At 70.3% G+C, this 17882-nt stretch carries 17 protein-coding genes; 2 read left to right on the forward strand and 15 right to left on the reverse strand.

Annotated features, from left to right (window positions below; genetic code table 11):
- Positions 1–42 precede the first annotated feature (42 nt).
- The 5 genes from ubiD to C7389_RS09610 all read right to left on the reverse strand — a co-directional run bounded on the left by ubiD (position 43) and on the right by C7389_RS09610 (position 5994).
- A complete protein-coding gene (gene ubiD, locus C7389_RS09590) occupies positions 43–1536 on the reverse strand; it encodes a 4-hydroxy-3-polyprenylbenzoate decarboxylase (RefSeq protein ID WP_133590743.1) in 1494 nt (497 codons plus the stop codon).
- Positions 1537–1544: 8 nt separating this feature from the next.
- Positions 1545–2375: an orotidine-5'-phosphate decarboxylase gene (pyrF, locus tag C7389_RS09595; protein WP_133590755.1), complete on the reverse strand. Its 831-nt coding sequence runs from the start codon at positions 2373–2375 to the stop codon at positions 1545–1547.
- Positions 2376–2414: 39 nt separating this feature from the next.
- Positions 2415–3287: a 4-hydroxybenzoate octaprenyltransferase gene (ubiA, locus tag C7389_RS09600; protein ID WP_133590757.1), complete on the reverse strand. Its 873-nt coding sequence runs from the start codon at positions 3285–3287 to the stop codon at positions 2415–2417.
- Between the two features lie 109 nt (positions 3288–3396).
- Positions 3397–5415 carry an ATP-dependent DNA helicase RecG gene (recG, locus tag C7389_RS09605; protein ID WP_211342509.1) on the reverse strand — a complete coding sequence of 673 codons (2019 nt, stop codon included), beginning with the start codon at positions 5413–5415 and terminating at the stop codon, positions 3397–3399.
- A 198-nt stretch (positions 5416–5613) separates the two neighbouring features.
- Positions 5614–5994 (reverse strand): RidA family protein, encoded by a 381-nt coding sequence (locus C7389_RS09610; protein WP_133590761.1) that lies wholly within the window; start codon positions 5992–5994, stop codon positions 5614–5616.
- Between the two features lie 67 nt (positions 5995–6061).
- On the opposite strand from C7389_RS09610, the gene C7389_RS09615 reads away from it, so the two are divergent.
- Positions 6062–6397 carry a tetratricopeptide repeat protein gene (locus tag C7389_RS09615; RefSeq protein ID WP_133590763.1) on the forward strand — a complete coding sequence of 112 codons (336 nt, stop codon included), beginning with the start codon at positions 6062–6064 and terminating at the stop codon, positions 6395–6397.
- A 101-nt stretch (positions 6398–6498) separates the two neighbouring features.
- Here C7389_RS09615 and fliW read toward each other — a convergent pair whose 3' ends face one another.
- The 4 genes from fliW to C7389_RS09635 form a co-directional block, all read right to left on the reverse strand.
- Complete coding sequence (gene fliW, locus C7389_RS09620; protein WP_133590765.1) at positions 6499–6939, reverse strand: flagellar assembly protein FliW; 441 nt, start codon at positions 6937–6939, stop codon at positions 6499–6501.
- A gap of 97 nt (positions 6940–7036) precedes the next feature.
- A complete protein-coding gene (locus tag C7389_RS09625) occupies positions 7037–7651 on the reverse strand; it encodes an SPOR domain-containing protein (protein WP_162851711.1) in 615 nt (204 codons plus the stop codon).
- A gap of 2 nt (positions 7652–7653) precedes the next feature.
- Entirely contained in the window at positions 7654–8232 is a 579-nt protein-coding gene (locus C7389_RS25130) for a DUF2802 domain-containing protein (protein ID WP_211168435.1), read from the reverse strand.
- A 15-nt stretch (positions 8233–8247) separates the two neighbouring features.
- Positions 8248–9534, reverse strand: coding sequence for an O-acetylhomoserine aminocarboxypropyltransferase/cysteine synthase family protein (locus C7389_RS09635; RefSeq protein ID WP_133590769.1), 1287 nt, complete (start codon positions 9532–9534; stop codon positions 8248–8250).
- Between the two features lie 73 nt (positions 9535–9607).
- Between C7389_RS09635 and C7389_RS09640 the strand changes: the two genes are divergently transcribed.
- Positions 9608–10378 (forward strand): YdcF family protein, encoded by a 771-nt coding sequence (locus tag C7389_RS09640; protein ID WP_133590771.1) that lies wholly within the window; start codon positions 9608–9610, stop codon positions 10376–10378.
- Between the two features lie 50 nt (positions 10379–10428).
- Here C7389_RS09640 and C7389_RS09645 read toward each other — a convergent pair whose 3' ends face one another.
- The 6 genes from C7389_RS09645 to C7389_RS09670 form a co-directional block, all read right to left on the reverse strand.
- The gene (locus tag C7389_RS09645) at positions 10429–11229 is read right to left on the reverse strand and encodes an enoyl-CoA hydratase (RefSeq protein ID WP_133590773.1); all 801 of its coding nucleotides are present in this window, start codon (positions 11227–11229) and stop codon (positions 10429–10431) included.
- A 454-nt stretch (positions 11230–11683) separates the two neighbouring features.
- Entirely contained in the window at positions 11684–12658 is a 975-nt protein-coding gene (locus C7389_RS09650; protein WP_246034696.1) for a PDR/VanB family oxidoreductase, read from the reverse strand.
- Positions 12659–12918: 260 nt separating this feature from the next.
- On the reverse strand, positions 12919–13971 hold the full coding sequence (locus C7389_RS09655) for an aromatic ring-hydroxylating dioxygenase subunit alpha (protein WP_133590775.1): 1053 nt from the start codon (positions 13969–13971) through the stop codon (positions 12919–12921).
- A gap of 97 nt (positions 13972–14068) precedes the next feature.
- A complete protein-coding gene (locus tag C7389_RS09660) occupies positions 14069–15085 on the reverse strand; it encodes a TRAP transporter substrate-binding protein (protein ID WP_133590777.1) in 1017 nt (338 codons plus the stop codon).
- Between the two features lie 51 nt (positions 15086–15136).
- The gene (locus C7389_RS09665; protein ID WP_133590779.1) at positions 15137–15898 is read right to left on the reverse strand and encodes a GntR family transcriptional regulator; all 762 of its coding nucleotides are present in this window, start codon (positions 15896–15898) and stop codon (positions 15137–15139) included.
- Positions 15899–16670: 772 nt separating this feature from the next.
- Entirely contained in the window at positions 16671–17867 is a 1197-nt protein-coding gene (locus tag C7389_RS09670) for an acetyl-CoA C-acyltransferase (RefSeq protein WP_133590781.1), read from the reverse strand.
- Positions 17868–17882 lie beyond the last annotated feature (15 nt).

The raw sequence follows: 17882 nt of genomic DNA on the forward strand, positions 1-17882 counted from the left end.
CAGGCCGGCGCCGCCCCACCTACATCTGGGCGGTACGGCGGATCACAAGCCCAGCTCGCCCCACATCGCATCCACCCTGGCCTTCACCGCGGCGTCCATGACGATGGGCGTGCCCCACTCGCGGCTGGTTTCGCCCGGCCACTTGTTGGTCGCGTCTATGCCCATCTTGGAGCCCAGGCCGGCGACCGGGCTGGCGAAGTCCAGGTAGTCGATGGGCGTGTTATCCACCAGGGTGGTGTCGCGGGTGGCATCCACCCGGGTGGTCAGCGCCCAGATCACCTCCTTCCAGTCGCGGATGTCCACATCGTCGTCCACCACGATGATGAACTTGGTGTACATGAACTGGCGCAGGAAGCTCCAGATGCCGAACATCACCCGCTTGGCGTGGCCGGGGTACTGCTTTTTCATGCTCACCACCGCCAGGCGGTAGGAGCAGCCTTCCGGCGGCAGGTAGAAGTCGGTGATCTCCGGGAACTGCTTGCGCAGCAGCGGCACGAAGACCTCGTTCAGCGCCAGCCCCAGCATCGCCGGCTCGTCGGGCGGCTTGCCGGTGTAGGTGGAGTGGTAGATGGGGTCGCGCCGCAGGGTGACGCGCTCCACGGTAAACACCGGGAACTCGGAGACTTCGTTGTAGTAGCCGGTGTGGTCGCCATAGGGGCCTTCGGGCGCGGTGTCGTCCGGGTGGATCAGGCCTTCCAGCACGATCTCGGCGCTGGCCGGCACCTGCAGGTCGGAGCCCAGGCACTGGGTCAGCTCGGTCTTGGCGCCGCGCAGCAGGCCGGCGAACTGGTATTCGGAGATGGTGTCCGGCACCGGCGTCACCGCCGCCAGGATGGTCGCCGGGTCGCAGCCCAGCACCACCGCCACCGGGAAGGGCTGGCCGGGCCTGGCCAGCTGGTGCTCGCGGAAATCCAGCGCGCCGCCGCGGTGCGCCAGCCAGCGCATGATCACCCGGTTGCGGCCCAGCACCTGCTGGCGGTAGATGCCGAGGTTCTGGCGCTTCTTGTGTGGGCCGCGCGTCACCACCAGGCCCCAGGTGATCAGCGGTGCGGCGTCGCCCGGCCAGCAGTGCTGGATGGGCAGGCGGCCGAGATCCACCTCGTCGCCCTCCCACACCTGCTCCTGGCAGGGCGCGTTGCGGGTTTCCTTCGGCGCCATGTTGAGCACCTGCTTGAGCACCGGCCACTTCTCCCAGGCGTCCTTCAGGCCCTTGGGCGGCTCCGGCTCCTTGAGGAAGGCGAGCAGGCGGCCGACATCGCGCAGCGGCTCGCGCCAGTCGCCGCCCTCGCCCACGTCCTCGCCCATGCCATAGAGCACCCGCTGCGGGGTGCCGAACAGGTTGGCCAGCACCGGGATGGCCTGCGGCACGCCGTGGGTGGTGGGCTTTTCGAACAGCAGCGCCGGGCCGCCGGCGCGCAGCACGCGGTCGGCGATCTCGGTCATCTCCAGGTGGGTGTCCACCGGCACGCGGATGCGCTTGAGTTCGCCGCGGGCTTCGAGCTTGGCGACGAAGTCGCGCAGGTCCTGGTATTTCATGGCGCGCCTCAGCCCTGGCGATGGGCGTTGATGGCGTCGCGGGTGGCCAGCGCGGCGCGGCGGGCGGCCTCGGCGTAGTCCTCGCCCTGGCTGGCGTAGAGGATGGCGCGGGAGGAACTGATCATCAGGCCGGTGCCGGCAGCGCTGCGGCCGGCCTTCACCGTGGCTTCGATGTCGCCGCCCTGCGCGCCTATGCCGGGTACCAGCAGCGGCATGTCGCCGGTCAGTTCGCGCACCCGGGCGATCTCGGCCGGGAAGGTGGCGCCCACCACCAGCGCGCAGTTGCCGCTGGCGTTCCAGTCCTCGGCCACCAGGCGGGCGACGCGTTCGAACAGGCGTTCCTCCCCGGCACCGCCGGCGACGTTGAGGAACTGCAGGTCGGAGCCGCCGGCGTTGGAGGTGCGGCACAGCAGGATCACGCCCTTGTCCGGGTAGGCGAAGTAGGGCTCGACCGAGTCGCGGCCCATATAGGGGCTGAGAGTGATGGCGTCCGCGCGGTAGCGCTCGAAGGCTTCGATGGCGTACTGCTCGGCGGTGCTGCCGATGTCGCCGCGCTTGGCGTCCAGGATCACCGGCACCGCCGGATGACGGCTGTGGATGTGGTCGATCAGCGCTTCCAGCTGCGCTTCCGCGCGCTGGGCGGCGAAGTAGGCGATCTGCGGCTTGAAGCAGCAGGCGAGGTCGGCGGTGGCGTCGACGATGCCGGTGCAGAACTCAAGGATCGCGTCCGGACGGCCCTTGAGGTGGGCGGGGAATCTGGCCGGATCGGGGTCGAGGCCGACGCAGAGCAGGCTGTCGTGCTGGCGCCAGGCGTCGGCGAGAGCGGTCATGAAATGCATGTGGGAGTCCTTGTGGGCCGGGCGCGGCGCCCGGCGGATTCAGCCGAGGCGGCGCAGCAGGTCGTCCACCAGCAGGCCGAGGAAGATGGCGCCGCCCAGCCAGTTGTTGTGGCGGAAGGCCTTGAAGCAGGCCATGCGCTCGCGCCCGCGGATCAGGCGGTAGTGATAGAGGGCGATGCCGGCGGCGCCGGCGAGGCCGAGGAAGTAGGCCGGGCCGCGCGCCACCGCCACGCCGACGGCGGCGAGGATGGCGAGCGCGGCGGCATAGCACAGCATCACCGCGGCGACGTCGAAGCGGCCGAAGGTGATGGCCGAGGTCTTGATGCCGATCTTGAGGTCGTCGTTGCGGTCGACCATGGCGTATTCGGTGTCGTAGGCCACCGCCCAGAAGATGTTGGCCAGCAACATCGCCCAACCCACCGCCGGCACCGTGCCCTGGATGGCGGCGAAGCCCATCGGGATGCCGAAGCCGAAGGCGATGCCGAGGTAGGCCTGCGGAATGGCGAGGAAGCGCTTGGTGAAGGGGTAGCTGGCGGCGAGGAACAGCGCCGGCAGCGACAGCCAGATCACCGCCGCGTCCAGCGGCAGGATCAGCAGGAAGGAGAGCAGCGCCAGCGCCGCCGCCAGCCACAGCGCCTCGCGGCCGCTGACCGCGCCGGTGGCGAGCGGCCGGTTGCGGGTGCGTTCCACATGGCCGTCGAAATCGCGGTCGGCGTAGTCGTTGATGACGCAACCGGCGGAGCGCATCAGCAGCGTGCCGAGGGCGAAGATCAGCAGGACGTGCAGCGGCGGCACGCCGTCGGCGGCGATCCACAGCGCCCACAGCGTGGGCCACAGCAGCAGCAGCGTGCCGATCGGCTTGTCCAGCCGCATCAGGCGTGCGTAGTGGGGAAGGCGTTCGGCGAGCATCATGGGGCAGGTCCGGGAAGGCGCGGGCCGGATGATACCGCGCGCACCGGCGCCGGGTCAGCGCCGGGCGTGCCGGCCGTGGGTGCCGGCATGGGCGCAACGCCGGCCCCGCTCAGGCGCGCAGCAGCGCCTCGCGGCCGCCCAGCCAGCGCGCCATCAGGCGATCGGCAACGACGGGTGCCTCGGTGAGCAGGCGTTCGGCCAGTTCGCGCGCAGCCTTGATCAGCTCGGCGTCGCGCTCCAGGTCGGCGTAGCGCAGCAGCGGCAGGCCGCTCTGGCGGGCGCCGACGAATTCACCGGGGCCGCGGATGCGCAAATCCTCGCGGGCGATGGCGAAGCCGTCGGTGTGCTCGTAGATCACCTTCAGCCGCGCGCGGCCGGTTTCCGACAGCGGCTGGGCGTAGATCAGGATGCACACCGATTCGGCGCTGCCGCGGCCAACGCGGCCGCGCAGCTGGTGCAGCTGGGCGAGGCCGAAGCGCTCGGCGTGCTCTATCACCATCAGGCTGGCGTTGGGCACGTCCACCCCGACCTCGATTACCGTGGTGGCGACCAGCACCTGCAGCTCGCCAGCGGAGAAGGCCGCCATGGTGGCGGACTTCTCCGCCGGCTTGAGGCGGCCATGCACCAGGCCCACCTTCAGCTCCGGCAGCGCCGCCGCCAGCGCCTCGTAGGTTTCCACCGCGGTCTTCAGCTGCAACGCTTCGGACTCCTCGATCAGCGGACACACCCAGTAAGCCTGGCGCCCACCCTGGCAGGCGGCGCGCACCCGCTCCACCACCTCCTTGCGGCGGGCCTCGGACACCAGCTTGGTGAGGATGGGCGTGCGCCCCGGCGGCAGCTCGTCCAGCACCGAGACGTCGAGGTCGGCGTAGTGGGTCATCGCCAGCGTGCGCGGGATGGGCGTGGCCGACATCATCAGCATGTGCGGATGCTGGCCGTGCTCGCCCTTGTCGCGCAGCGCCAGGCGCTGGCGCACGCCGAAGCGGTGCTGCTCGTCCACCACCGCCAGCGCCAGCCGCGGCAGCGTCACCGGGTCTTCGATCAGCGCGTGGGTCCCGACCGCCAGCAGCAGCTCGCCGCTCTTCAAGCGCTCCAGCTCGGCCTCGCGCTCGCGCTTCTTGCGGCTGCCGGACAGCCAGGCTACCTCCAGCCCCAGCGGCGCCAGCCAGGCGGCGAGCTTGCGGTAGTGCTGCTCGGCGAGGATCTCGGTGGGCGCCATCAGCACCGACTGCCAGCCGTTCTCCGCCGCCTGCAGCATGGCCAACGCGGCGACGATGGTCTTGCCGCTGCCGACGTCGCCCTGCAGCAGGCGCTGCATCGGATGAGCGCAGGCCAGATCGGCGGCGATCTCCGCCCCCGCCCGCGCCTGCGCGCCGGTGAGGGCGAAGGGCAGCGCCTCCACCAGCGCCCGCGGCAGCCGGCCCCGCGGCGCCAGCGCGATGGCACCGCGGGCGCGGCGGGCGTTGTAAGCGCGGCGCAGCGACAGCTGCTGCACCAGCAATTCCTCGAACTTGATCCGCCGCCAGCCGGGCGTCTCGCGGTTCTCCAGCGAATAGGCGTCCGCGTCCGGCGCCGGGTGGTGCAGGCTGCGGATGGCCTCGGCGAAACCGGGCAGATCCAGCTGCCGGCGTATCGGCTCCGGCAGCAGGTCGTCCAGCGGCACCGTCTTCAGCGCGCGGTCTATCAGCTTGCGCAGCGTCGCCTGGCCGACCCCGGCGGTGGTCGGGTAGACCGGCGTCAGCGCCTCCGGCAGGCCTTCGCCGGCAGCGACCGGCTTGACCCGCGGATGCACCATCTCGTCGCCGAAGAAGCCGCCGCGCACCTCGCCGAACAGCCGCACCCGGCTGCCGACGGTCAGCTGCTTCTGCTGCGAGGGGTAGAAGTTGAGCCAGCGCGCCACCAGCGAGCCGCTGGCATCGGCGATGCGCGCCACCAGTTGCCGGCGCGGCCGCAGCTGCACCTCGCAGGACAGCACCTCGCCCTCCACCTGGGCCGGGAAGCCGGCGCGGGCGACCTCGATGGCGGTCACCCGCGTCTCGTCCTCGTAGCGCAGCGGCAGGTGCAGCACCAGGTCGCGCATGCCATGGATGTCCAGCTTGGCCAGGCGGCCAGCCAGCTGCGGGTTCACGCCAGGCCAGCCGCGCGGCGCGGGCGTGAAGCTGGCGGTGGAAGGCGGGGACGCGGACAAAGGGCAGACGGGCTCTGGGAGCGGGACGCCTCAGGGCGTGCCGCTGGCTGGAGAGAGGAGGAAAAAGCGTGCGGCGGAAGAACACATCCGCCGCCTGCCCCATCCCCTGCTGCGGACGGGCCGGCGGCGGAGAGAAGCTCAGCCCAGCACCAGCACCGCGTCGGCTTCCACCACCGCGCCCTTGGGCAACTCCTTGACGCCGACCGCGGCGCGCGCCGGATAGGGCTCGGCGAAGTAGCGCGCCATGATCTCGTTCACCTTGGCGAAGTTGCCCAGGTCGGTCAGGTAGATGTTGAGCTTGACCGCATCCGCCAGGCTGCCGCCGGCGGCTTCGGCCACCGCGCGCAGGTTCTCGAACACCTGCACCGTCTGCGCCTCGAAGCCGTCGGCCAGCTGCATGCTGGCGGGGTCCAGGCCGATCTGGCCGGACAGGTAGACCGTGTTGCCGGCCTTCACCGCCTGGGAGTAGGTGCCGATGGCGGCGGGCGCCTTGGGGGTGGAGACGATGCTGCGGCTCATGGGATCATCCTTTTCGTATGAGGGGCGTAAGCCGCCATTTTAAACCTGCATGGGAGCGCAGCCGGCCATGACGCCAGAGATGATCGTCAACCTGGAGAAACTGCTGGACGGCCCGCGCGACAACGCCATGCTGCGTTTCTCGCTGGGCAACGCCTGGCTGGCCGGCGATCCGGCCCGCGCCGCCGGCTACTTCCGCGACGCGGTGACGCGCGACCCGGCCTACTCCGCCGCCTGGAAAGGCCTGGGCAAGGCCCTGGCCGCCAGCGGCGACGCGGCCGCCGCGCTGCAGGCATATCGCGAAGGCATCACCGTCGCCGAGAAGCGCGGCGACCTGCAGGCGGCCAAGGAGATGAAGGTGTTCGCGCGCCGGCTGGAGAAGCAGCTGGAGACGCCGCCGGAGTGAGCGGCCCGCGCCGCGGCAACCAGGCGCACGACGGCTGACACCCGCACCCGTCGCCCGCAGGACACGCCGCCGCGCCAGGCGACTTGCGGAAAGCGCCCGCCTCAGCCCTGGGCGCGCAGCACGATGTCGCAGCCCAGGCGGTTGATCACCTTCTGCAGGCCGCGCCTGGCGTTGAGGTTGAACACCAGCGGCGCCATGAAGTTGGCGCGCAGACCGGCGGTGGCCGGCGAGCCATTGGCGTCTTCCTTGCGGATGATGATGGCGACCAGCGCGTCTTCCGGCCGCTTGAGCTGCAGCAATTCCACCTCTTCGTCGCTGAGCTGGAACTCGTAGGTGACGCCCAGCAACTCCGGGCCGGTGATGGAAAAGGCCACGTCGCGCTCATCCACGCTCTGCAGCAGGAACACGCCGGCGGCGCTGCCCGCCTCGTGCATCACCACGAAACGGTGGCAGCCCTCGAAGCCGGGCAACCCCGCCGGAAACTCGATCACCTTGTCGTCAGCGATTTCCGCAGTACCGAATACCGGGCTTTCTATCTTCATCCTTGTTCTCCCGCGACGATGCGCTTCATCCAACCCGGCCACCAGCTGCGGCGGCCCCTATGCCCGGCCTTGCGGCGCCGGACGCCTCCTGATGCGTCTACTTTGCCGGACGGCCGGAGTTCCCGCCGCCCTTGGGCGGCACGATCACGCCCGGGCCATGGCCTTCGCGCCGCGCCGCCGCCTGCGCGGCCTCCGCCGCGCGGCGATCCTTGTACGGGCCGAGCACCACCCGGGTTTCCACCCGCGCCGGCAGGCCGCGCCGGGCCAGCTCCTGGCGCAACGCGTCGGCATTGGCGGCGTCGCCGAACACGCCCAGTTGAACCTGGAAGCCATCCGGCAGCGGCGCGGCCGGCTTGGCAGGCGTACGCGCCACGGCGGCGGCCGGTGCGGGCGCGGGTGGCGGAGCCGGCTGCGTGTGCGCTGCGGGCGGTTCGAGCAATGCACCGCCCGGCGCCGCCGCAGGAGCGCCGGCCACCACCGCTGCCACCGGCGGCGCTTCGACGTCGATCGCCGGGGCCTGCGCCGGCGAGGCCGGCCCTTCGCCCCCGGCAGGCGGCGCATTCGCCGCTTCCGCGGCGGCAGGCTTTTCCACCACTTTCGGCGGCACCCGGGGCCTGCCATCCTCGACCACCAGCAGGCCGACGAAAAGCAGCATCGCCAGGCCAACGGCCGCCCCTGCGCGGATCAGGGCCTGCTTGCGTTCGGGCGCCATGCTCATCGCTGTGCGTCTTCCCCGCGCGCCGCCAGCGAGCGCACCAGCTCGGCCTCGGCCACGCTGATGTCGCAGCGTTCGGCGATCAGTTCGGCCGGCAGGCCGCGGCGGGCGAATACCAGCGCCTCGGTGTATTGCGGCGCGCCGGCGGGCGTAGCGGCAGCGCTTTCGAGTTGCTCGCGCAGCAGGCGCACGCTTTCATGCAGGCCGCCGATTTCACCCTGCTGCACCTCCAGGGCGGCACGCAGGCCGGCGACTTCGCGGCGCATGCGCTGCAGTTCGAGTTCCAGCTGGAAGGCATCCGGCCCTGCGGGTGCGGACGCGGCGGCAGTTGGGGGGGCCGGTGCGGCGGGGGGTATGCCGGTGGCGGCCGGTGGCGGCAGCGGGCGGGCGACGGGAGCGTAGTCGAAACCCTCCTCGTCGTCCTCGCCGTCCTCGCCGCCCTCCTCAGCCGGCGCTTCCCGGCGGGCCGGGCGCAAACTCTCCTGCGCCCGCCGGCGGCCTGCGGCCAGGGCACGCAGCAGCTGCCAGGCGCCGTACAGCAGCAGGATCGCGATGCCTACCCACAGTAGTTCGCGCATGCCCGCCGCCCCGCCTCAGCCTGCCGCTTTCGACAGCGCCTGGTCGAGATCCCACAGGATGTCGTCCAGGGTTTCGATGCCCACCGACAGGCGCACCATGTCTGGCGGCACGCCGGCCGCGCGCTGTTCCTCTTCGGACAGCTGGCGGTGGGTGGTGGAAGCCGGGTGGATCACCAGCGTCTTGGCGTCGCCGACGTTGGCCAGGTGGCTGATCATCTGCAGCGCCTCGATGAAGCGCTCGCCGGCAGCCTGGCCGCCGCGGATGCCGAAGGACAGGATGCCGCCGGCGCCCTTGGGCAGGTAGCGCCTGGCCAGGGCGTAGTCCGGGCTGGATTCCAGGCCGGGGTAGCTGACCCAGTCCACCGCCGCATGGTTGGCGAGGAAGTCCGCCACGCCGCGGGCGTTCTCGACATGGCGATCCATGCGCACGTGCAGGGTTTCCAACCCTTGCAGCAGCATGAAGGCGTTGAAGGGCGACAGCGCCTGGCCGAAGGTGCGCAGGGTTTCCATGCGCGCCTTCATGGTGAAGCCGAAGTCGCCGAAGGTCTCGTAGAAGCGCACGCCGTGGTAGCCGGCGGAGGGCTCCACCATGTGCGGGAAGCGGCCGTTGTCCCAGGGGAAGCGGCCGGACTCCACCAGCACGCCGCCCAGCGTGGTGCCGTGGCCGCCGATGTACTTGGTGGCGGAGTGGATGACGATGTCGGCGCCATGCTCCATCGGCCGGCACAGGTAGGGCGAGGCCAGGGTGCTGTCGATGACCAGCGGCACGCCCGCTTCGCGGGTGATGGCGGCCACCGCTTCCAGGTCGAACACGTTGAGGCCGGGGTTGCCGATGATTTCGCCATAGACCGCGCGGGTGCGGTCGTTGATGGCGGCGCGGAAGTTCTCCGGGTCGGAGGGATCGACGAACACGGTCTCGATGCCCAGCCGGCGCAGGCTTACATCCAGCTGGGAGTAGCTGCCGCCGTACAGGGTGCGGGCGGCGACGATGCGGTCGCCGGCGGCGGCCAGGGTCAGCAGCGCGGTCATCTGCGCCGCCAGGCCGGAGGACACGGCCAGCGCGGCGCGGCCGCCTTCCAGCGCCGCCATGCGCTCCTCGAACACCGATACCGTCGGGTTGGCGAGGCGGGAATAGACGTTGCCGAAGGTCTGCAGATTGAACAGCGAGGCAGCGTGCTCGGCCGAATCGAAGACGTAGGAGGTCGTCTGGTAGATGGGCACTGCGCGGGCGCCGGTGGCGGCATCCGGCTGCTGGCCGGCGTGGAGGCAGAGCGATTCGATGCCGAAGCGGTGATCAGGCATGAGCGGGGCCGGCGTGGCGGTCAGGAAGATTCGCCGGATAATACTGGCCCCTCCCACCCGCCGCCAAATACGGATGGATTTCGACCTCCCCCTGCTGCTGTTCTGGCTGAAGAAGCTGGCTTCCGTCCTGCTGCTGCCGCCGCTGCTGCCGCTGCTGCCCATCGCCCTCGGCCTGCTGCTGCTCCGCCGCCGCCGTCGCCTGGGGCTGACGCTGGCCTGGGGCGGCCTGCTGCTGGCGCTGCTGCTGGTCACGCCCGGCCCGGTCAACCGCCTGCTGACGCCGCTGGAACCGCCGCCGCTGGAGATGGCCGCCATCGGTGATGCCGGCGCCATCGTGGTGCTGGCCGCCGGCAAGCGCCAGAACGCGCCGGAATACGGCGGCGAGACCATCAACCGGTTGTCGCTGGAACGGCTGCGCTACGGCGCCCGGCTGGCGCGGGAGACCGGCCTGCCGCTGCTGGTGACCGGCGGCGCGCCCACTGGCGGCCTCGCGGAAGCGGACCTGATGGCCGCCAGCCTGCAGCAGGATTTCGGCCTCGCGCCCCGCTGGGTGGAGAACGCCTCGCGCGACACCCGCCAGAATGCCGAACTCTCCGCCGCGCTGCTGCGGGAGGCCGGCATCCACAAGGTATTGCTGGTGACTCACGCCGCCCACATGCGCCGCGCCCAGGAGGCCTTCGAGGCCGCCGGGCTGGACGTGGTGGCGGCGCCCACCGCCTGGCTGGGGCAGGCGGTGGAGGGCGCAGAGGACAGACTGCACCTGCCCAGCGCCTCCGCCGCCTACGCCGGCTGGTTCGCACTGCACGAGTGGCTGGGGCTGCTCGCCTACCGGCTGTCGCGCTAAGGGGCGAAAGGTGGCAGCGGGCGCCTGCTGCCGCGGCTCAGCCACCCGGTTCAGCGCCCCTGGAAGGTGGGTTTGCGCTTCTCGATGAAGGCGCTCACCCCTTCGGCGAAGTCGGCGGTGGCGCCGCAGCGGCCGAAGGCCTCTGCCTCGTTCTGCAACTGGGATTCCAGCTGGTTGGCATGGGAATCCATCAGCAAGTGCTTGATCTCGCACAGCGCCTGGCGCGGCCCGGCCTGCAGGCGGGCGACCAGGCGGTCGGTTTCCGCTTCCAGATCGGCCGCCGGCACGCTGCGGGTCACCAGACCCAGGCGCAGCGCCTCGGCGGCATCGAAGCGCTCCGCCAGCAGCAGCAACTCCATCGCTTTGCGCCGCCCGACCACCCGCGGCAGGAAGTAGGAAGCACCGCCGTCGCCGGACAGGCCGACGCCGGCATAGGCGGTGGTGAAGGTGGCGTTATCCGCGCATACCGCCAGATCGCAGCCCAGCATCAGCGACAGGCCGAAGCCGGCGCAGGCGCCGCGCACCTTGGCGACCACCGGCTGGCGCAGGCCCTGCAGGATTTCCACCGTGGGGTTGATGTGCTGGGCGATCATGGCCTTGAAGGTGGCCAGCCGCGCCTCCGGCGACAGGTGCAGGTGGCGGGCGAAATCCTTGAGGTCGCCGCCGGCCATGAAGTGGTCGCCTGCGCCGGTGACGACGATCACATCCATATCCTTGCGTGCGGCAAGGTCACGGGCAACGGCGGCGAGGTCCTGCATCATCTCCACCGACAGCGCGTTGAGCGCCTCCGGCCGATTCAGGGTAAGGGTGGCAACCCGCTGATCCACGGTGAGCAGGACGGTTCCGGCCATGGTGTCGTCTCCATTGTCATGTGCCGCCCGGCGGCAGCGGTATTGCTTCCAGTGTAGCCGCCGGTCGGGGGCGGATCACGGAATCCGCCCGAGGCGCTGCTCCGGCCTTGCTGGAGTGGCGTTCCTGAGGCTGGGTGCGCTGCGGTTTGGAGAGACGGCGAGCCGGCCTTTCTCCCCTCGCCTCTCTCCCCTCTTGCGGGGTGTAGGCGAAACAGGCGAAGCATCGCTTCGTCCGCCGGAGCGCCCCTTCGCGCTGGTCAGCGCTGCTGCCGCATGTGGCCGGGCGCAATACCATCTATCTCTACTGCCGTCACCGCGGCAAGCCACCGCTGCGAGTGCGCACCTTCATCGTGCTGGCGCGCATCGCCGGCAATCCGGCCCTTTTCCTGGCGGCGGCGGAAGAAGACCGGCGGCACGGAACGGAGCCGCCCGGAGCCACCTCAAGCACGCAGACTCACAGGTCCAGCACCAGCAGCCCGCCCTTGGCGCGCGAGCAGCAGGGCAGGAACTGGTCGCCGGCGGCCTGCTCCTCCTCGGTCAGATAGAGATCCCGATGATCCGGCGTGCCTTCCAGCACGCGGGTGAGGCAGGTGCCGCAAACGCCCTGCTCGCAGGAGGTCGGCACCTCGACACCGGCGGCGGCCAGCGCGGCCACCACCGTCTGCGTGGCGGCCACATGCACCACCCGGCCAGAGCTGGCGAGGCGCACGTCGAAGGCGGTGTCGCCTGCCTGCGGTGCCACCTCGGCGGCGAAGAACTCGCAATGCAGCCGGTTTTCCGCCCAGCCGGCGGCGCGGGCGGCGGCCAGCACCGCGTCGATGTAGCCCTTGGGGCCACAGACGTAGAGGTGGCAGTCCGGCGCGGCGGCGGCCAGCGCGGCACCGATGTCCAGGCGTTCGGCGGCCGGCGCATCGTCGAAATGGAAGCGCACCCGCTCGGCGTAAGCGGCGGCGAGCAGGCGGTCGCGGAAGGCGGTGCGGGCGGCGCTGCGGGTGCAGTAATGCACGCGGAAATCGCGGCCGGCGGCGGCTAGGGCCTCGGCCATGCACAGGATGGGGGTGACGCCGATGCCGCCGGCGAACAGCAGCGCCGGTGCCTCGCCAGCCGCCAGCGGGAAGTGGTTGCGCGGCGAGCTGATGTGCAGCAGGTCGCCCTGCTGCACCGCCTCGTGCATCGCCCAGGAGCCGCCGCGGGAAGCAGGCTCGCGCAGCACGCCCAGGCAGTAGCGGTGGCGCTCCGCCGGCGGGTTGCACAGGGAATACTGGCGCACCAGCCCGCCGGGCAGATGCACATCCACATGGGCGCCAGCCTCGAAGGCCGGCAGCGGCGCGCCATCCACCGCCTGCAGTTCGAAGAGGGCGATGTCGGCGCATTCCAGGCGCTTGGCGGCGACGCGTACCTTGATCAGCTCAGAGGTATTCATGTTCATGCTGGGGTCCTCTATGGCGCCGGCGGACCGCAGCTGCGACGCGCCGGGCTTGCACTCGTTGGCGCAAGGGTTTGTTCTGTCTCTCTCGTGGCGGGGCCGGCTCCCGCCCGCCAGCCCCGCCGCTGTCCGGCGGACAAGCCGAAGCGCGGGGAGTTCGTCCGCCGCCGGGGGCCGTTGCGGCCAGGCTGGCGGCTACGCCGGGCCGCCCGGCGCGCAGGCATCCATGCCCCGCGCCAGGCCGCGGCCGTCGCGCCTGCGGTTCACGCCGGCACCGTCTCCCCCGCGGGCTGCTGCTCGGCGGCGATCAGCCGGTCCAGGATGCGGCGCGACTGCACGCCGCCGGCGTCGATGTTGAGCTTGAGCAGGCGGCGCTCCGGGTAGGCCAGCAGGTTGCGCTGCTGCTGCTCCAGCATCTCCAGGTCCTCGGCGAAGATCTTGCCCTGGCCTTCACGGATGGTGGCGGTCAGCGCCGCGTCCTGCGGCTTGAAGTGGCGCGCCATGCCCCAGAAGTACCAGATGGAGGTTTCGGTTTCCGGGGTGATGAAATCCACCACGATGCTGGAAGCCTTGTACTTCGGATCGGCGTGGTAGCCACCGTGGCCGGCGTGGGCGACGCCGACCTCGATCAGCACATGGCTGGGCGGCGTGAAGCGGCAGATCTGCCAGCGGTCCACCGGCACGTCGTCGGCGAGCTCGTTGGCACGCAGCGCGGCGCGCCAGAACGGCGGCGCCTGCACGTTCTCCATGTGGCGGGCGGTGATCACCGTGTCACCCTCCACCGTGGTCACCGGCGGCGCTTCGTCTATCTCCTTCTGGCCGATGCTGGTGGAATGCACATAGGTTTCGTGGGTGAGGTCCATCAGGTTGTCCACCATCAGCCGGTAGTCGCAGTTGATGTGGTACAGCCCGCCGCCGTAGGCCCATTCAGGGTTGTCGGCCCATTCGAGGTGATGGATCAGCGCCGGGTCGGCCTTGTCCGCCTCGCCCGGCCACACCCAGATGAAGCCGTAGCGCTCCACCACCGGGAAGCTGCGGATGCAGGGGAAGCCGCGCACCCGCTGCGCCGGCATCGCCACCGTGCGCCCGTCGCAGCCCATTTCCAGGCCGTGGTAGCCACAGACCAGGCGGCCGTCGGCGACGAAGCCCAGCGACAGCGGCGCGCCGCGGTGCGGACAGAAATCCTCCAGCGCGGCGACTTCGCCGGCGCGGGGGCGGTAGAACACGATGCGCTCGCCGCAGACCATGCGGCCCAGCGGCTTGTCGGCGATCTCGTCCGGCGTGCAGGCGACGTACCAGGCGTTCTTGGGAAACATCTCTATTCCTCCGGGGTGGGTTGCGCGGCGCCGACCAGCGGCGCCGCGCGGATGGGCTGGCGCCTGGACCGCCAGGCGCTCAGTGCGCAGCACTTCCTCAGTCGCTGTACTTCTTCACCAGCGCCTTGGCGGCGTCGTACAGGCGCTGGCCGTCCTTCACTTCCTTGATCCATTCGGCGGTCACCACCTGGCTGGCCTGCTGCCAGCGGCGGGCCTCGTCCGGCGTCAGCGCATACACGGTGTTGCCGCGCGCCGCCGTCATCTCGCGGGCGGCGACATCCGCCGGGGCGAACTGTTCGGACACCCAGGCCGAGGTCTCGCGGCCGCTGTTGTCGTCTATGACCTTCTTCAGCTCCGGCGGCAGGCTGTCGTACTTCTTCTTGTTCATGACGAAGACCATGGTGGAGGCGAGCAGCGCGCGGTCGGTGTCGGCCTCCAGGTGAAAGCGCGTCAGCTCCTGCGTCTTGGTCGGCGGCACCACTTCCCAGGGCACCAGCGCCCCCTCGATGACGCCCTTGGACAGGCTCTCCGGCATCTGCGGCACCGGCATGCCCACCGGGATGGCGCCCAGCGCGGCCAGCTGCTTGTTGCCAAGGCGCGAGGGCGCGCGGATCTTCATGCCCTTGATGTCCTCCAGCGACTTCACCTGCTTGTCGCGGAAATGGAAGACATAGGGCCCGGTGACCCAGGTGGCGATGGGCTTGAAGCCGGCGAACTCCGAGGCCGCGTCCGCCTGGGCGAAGTCCCACAGCGCACGGGAGGAGGCCGCGCGGTCGGCGGTGAAATAGGGCAGTTCGAACACTTCCGAGATCGGGAAGCGGCCGGGCGTCCAGCCGGGCAGCGTCCAGGTGATGTCGGAGACGCCGTCGCGCGCCTGCTGCAGCAGCTGCGGCGGCGTACCACCCAGCGACATGGCGGTGTAGATCTGGCACTTCATCCGGTTGCCCGACTCGGCGGCGATCTTGTCGCACCAGGGCACGATGAAGCGGGTATGAGCAGCGGAAGTGGGCGGCAGCGAGTGCGCCACCTTCAGCACGACTTCCTCGGCGGCACTGGCGGCGGCCGGCAGGGCCAGCAGCGCACAGGCGATCAGGGGCCTGCAATGGATCTGCATGTTCTTGTCTCCTCTCTGTTTTTTGCGTGGGGTTGGTGCTGCGGGAAAGCCTTATCCGGGCACGATCAGGCTGGCGCCGGGGATGAGTTCGCGGATCGCCGGGTGGGCGAGCGTGGTTTCGAGGTTGCGCTGGGGAATGCGGGCGTGCTCCCGCATCAGCGCTTCGGCGCGGGCGCCTTCGCGGCCGGCCAAGGCTTCGACCACCGCGCGGTGCTGGGCATTGGCCAGGCGCAGGGTGTGCAGCGCATCCGGCGCCACCGCCTGCACCCGCAGGAAGCCGTTGGGCGAGGCGAAGGGCAGCGCCATCGCCCGCTCCACCTGGCGCCGCACCACCTCGCTGCCGCAGGCGCCGGCGATGAGCTCGTGGAAGCGGGCGTTGCCGTCCACATAGGCGGCGAAGCGGGCTTCGCTCAGCGCCTCGTCATCGGCCAGCACTTCGTCGATCTGGTCCACACAGTCGGCCAGCATCTCCAGCAACTCCGGCGCCACCCCGCGCTCCGCTGCCAGCCGGGCGGACAAGCCCTCCAGCGTGGCGCGGATCTGGATGGCATCGCGGATCTCGTCCAGCGAGAAGGCCCGCACCCGGAAACCGCCGGACTGTATCGGCTCCAGCAGCCCTTCTTCCTGGAGTCGCACCAGCGCGGTCCGGATGGGCGTGCGCGAGATGCCGGTCGCCTCCGCCATCACCGGCTCCGACAGCCGCTCGCCCGGCGCCAGCTCACCGGCCAGGATCATCTCGCGCAGGCGCAGCAGCGCGCGCACGGTCTGGGAGGATGTGGCTTCACTCGTTTCGGGGAGGGGGGCGGAGGCCATGGGGCAATCCAGCTCAAGGTGTATACAGTTCAAAGTGTATACATGACAAAACTGAATTGCTCATAAAATTATTTTATCAACAAGCAGACCACGAGAGGGCGAACGGCAACGGGACTTTATGGCTTCAAGGAAGGGGATAAGAGCAAGGCTGGCGACGGGCGGAGATCGGCCTGCTGCTTCAAGGCGAAAAAAGGCTGCTTCCTGCCAGCCTTTATATGTATACAACTCTCGATATTGAACATCTTTCACCCCGCCCCCTCGCTGCGCCGGTACGACTGGGACCACGCGGCCCGGAGGCGAAAAAAAGAAGCCCCCAGGCCAGGCCACAGGGGTGGGGGTGGGGGTGGGGGTGGGACGCGGAGCGGCGGTCGGGAGGCAGGGGCTAGGTCGCTTGCATCACTCCAGGCCCCCTGGCGGACGCCCCCTTTCTTCGGCCCTTGCTCTCCCGCGAGGGGCTAGCGTATGCACACAATGACTACTGCATGAAAAAGAACGGCATTCGGACAGTTTCCGGCAGCGGAAATGACAGAAGCAGCCAGAAATTCCGCAAAAACGACAAGGAGCGAGCTTCTCTCTAATGCCGTATGAGTTGTGTGCATACACAAGCCCACGAAGGGGGAGGGAGATGCGGCGGTGAGCCCTGGGAAGCATGCGGTTTTTCCCGATGGTTGTCCCAAGCCGCGCTTTTCGGCCGCCAGCTTCAAGCGCCTTTTCGGCAGCCCCTTTTCGAACCGCCCCAACCATCTTCCCTTTACCTCCCCCAACTCCCCGACTACACCCGCTCAAACACGCCGGCCGCGCCCATGCCTGTGCCTATGCACATGCTGATCATCCCGTAGCGCGCTTCGCCGCGCGCCATGGCGGCCAGCAGGGTGGCGGTGCGGATGGCGCCGGTCGCGCCCAGCGGGTGGCCGAGGGCAATGGCGCCGCCCAGGGGGTTCACCTTCTGCGCATCCAGGCCGAGCTGGCGGGAAACGCACAGCGCCTGGGCGGCGAAGGCCTCGTTCAGCTCTATCCAGTCGATGTCGCGCAGGTGCAGGCCGGCTTGCGCCAGCGCGCGCGGGATGGCTTCCACCGGGCCTATGCCCATGATTTCCGGCGGCACGCCGGCCACCGCGTAGCTGCGGAAGCGGGCCACCGGCGCGCAGCCGTAGCGTTTCAGCGCGCGTTCGCTCATCAGCAGCACCGCGCCGGCGCCGTCGGACATCTGCGAGCTGTTGCCGGCGGTGACCGAGCCGCGGGCGGCGAACACCGGCTTGAGCTTGGCCAGGCCGTCGGCGGAGGCATCGACGCGCGGGCCTTCGTCGTCTTCCACCAGGCGCTCGGCGATGCGCACCGTGCCGCCCTCGCCGGGCAGGTGAGCGCGCACCGGGTAGGGGGCGATCTCGTCGCGGAAGCGGCCGGCGGCGATGGCGGCGGTGGCGCGGCGGTGGGATTCGAGCGCGAAGGCGTCCTGGTCGGCGCGGCTCACCTGCCAGCGCTCGGCCACCTTCTCGGCGGTCAGGCCCATGCCGTAGGCGATGCCGACGTTCTCCGGGTGGGCGAAGATCTCCGGGTTGAGGCTGACCTTGTTGCCCATGATCTGCGGCATCGCGCTCATGCTCTCGGTGCCGGCGGCGATCATGACGTCCGCCTCGCCCAGGCGGATGCGGTTGGCGGCATCCGCCACCGCCTGCAGGCCGGAGGCGCAGAAACGGTTGATGGTCACGCCCGGCACCCGCTCCGGCAACCCGGCCAGCAGCAGGCCGATGCGGGCCACGTTCATGCCCTGCTCCGCTTCCGGCATGGCGCAGCCGGTGATGACGTCGCCGATCTCGCCGGCATCCACGCCCGGCACCCGCGCCAGCAGCGCGCGCAGCACATGGGCCAGCATGTCGTCCGGCCGCACCCGGCGGAAGGCGCCGTTGCGCCTGGCCACCGGGGTGCGCACCGCGGCGACGAGGTAGGCGTCCTGTATCTCTTTGCTCATCGTGTGTCCTCCTCG

The organism is Azoarcus indigens, from assembly GCF_004361735.1.
Classification (GTDB): Bacteria; Pseudomonadota; Gammaproteobacteria; order Burkholderiales; family Rhodocyclaceae; genus Azoarcus; species Azoarcus indigens.

Excerpts from the sequence above, each read along its gene's own strand:
- ubiD (WP_133590743.1), bottom strand. The coding sequence starts at position 1,536 with ATGAAATACCAGGACCTGCGCGACTTCGTCGCCAAGCTCGAAGCCCGC.
- pyrF (WP_133590755.1), bottom strand. The coding sequence starts at position 2,375 with ATGCATTTCATGACCGCTCTCGCCGACGCCTGGCGCCAGCACGACAGC.
- ubiA (WP_133590757.1), bottom strand. The coding sequence starts at position 3,287 with ATGATGCTCGCCGAACGCCTTCCCCACTACGCACGCCTGATGCGGCTG.
- C7389_RS09610 (WP_133590761.1), bottom strand. The coding sequence starts at position 5,994 with ATGAGCCGCAGCATCGTCTCCACCCCCAAGGCGCCCGCCGCCATCGGC.
- C7389_RS09615 (WP_133590763.1), top strand. The coding sequence starts at position 6,062 with ATGACGCCAGAGATGATCGTCAACCTGGAGAAACTGCTGGACGGCCCG.
- fliW (WP_133590765.1), bottom strand. The coding sequence starts at position 6,939 with ATGAAGATAGAAAGCCCGGTATTCGGTACTGCGGAAATCGCTGACGAC.
- C7389_RS09625 (WP_162851711.1), bottom strand. The coding sequence starts at position 7,651 with ATGGCGCCCGAACGCAAGCAGGCCCTGATCCGCGCAGGGGCGGCCGTT.
- C7389_RS25130 (WP_211168435.1), bottom strand. The coding sequence starts at position 8,232 with ATGCGCGAACTACTGTGGGTAGGCATCGCGATCCTGCTGCTGTACGGC.
- C7389_RS09635 (WP_133590769.1), bottom strand. The coding sequence starts at position 9,534 with ATGCCTGATCACCGCTTCGGCATCGAATCGCTCTGCCTCCACGCCGGC.
- C7389_RS09640 (WP_133590771.1), top strand. The coding sequence starts at position 9,608 with ATGGATTTCGACCTCCCCCTGCTGCTGTTCTGGCTGAAGAAGCTGGCT.
- C7389_RS09645 (WP_133590773.1), bottom strand. The coding sequence starts at position 11,229 with ATGGCCGGAACCGTCCTGCTCACCGTGGATCAGCGGGTTGCCACCCTT.
- C7389_RS09650 (WP_246034696.1), bottom strand. The coding sequence starts at position 12,658 with ATGAACATGAATACCTCTGAGCTGATCAAGGTACGCGTCGCCGCCAAG.
- C7389_RS09655 (WP_133590775.1), bottom strand. The coding sequence starts at position 13,971 with ATGTTTCCCAAGAACGCCTGGTACGTCGCCTGCACGCCGGACGAGATC.
- C7389_RS09660 (WP_133590777.1), bottom strand. The coding sequence starts at position 15,085 with ATGCAGATCCATTGCAGGCCCCTGATCGCCTGTGCGCTGCTGGCCCTG.
- C7389_RS09665 (WP_133590779.1), bottom strand. The coding sequence starts at position 15,898 with ATGGCCTCCGCCCCCCTCCCCGAAACGAGTGAAGCCACATCCTCCCAG.
- C7389_RS09670 (WP_133590781.1), bottom strand. The coding sequence starts at position 17,867 with ATGAGCAAAGAGATACAGGACGCCTACCTCGTCGCCGCGGTGCGCACC.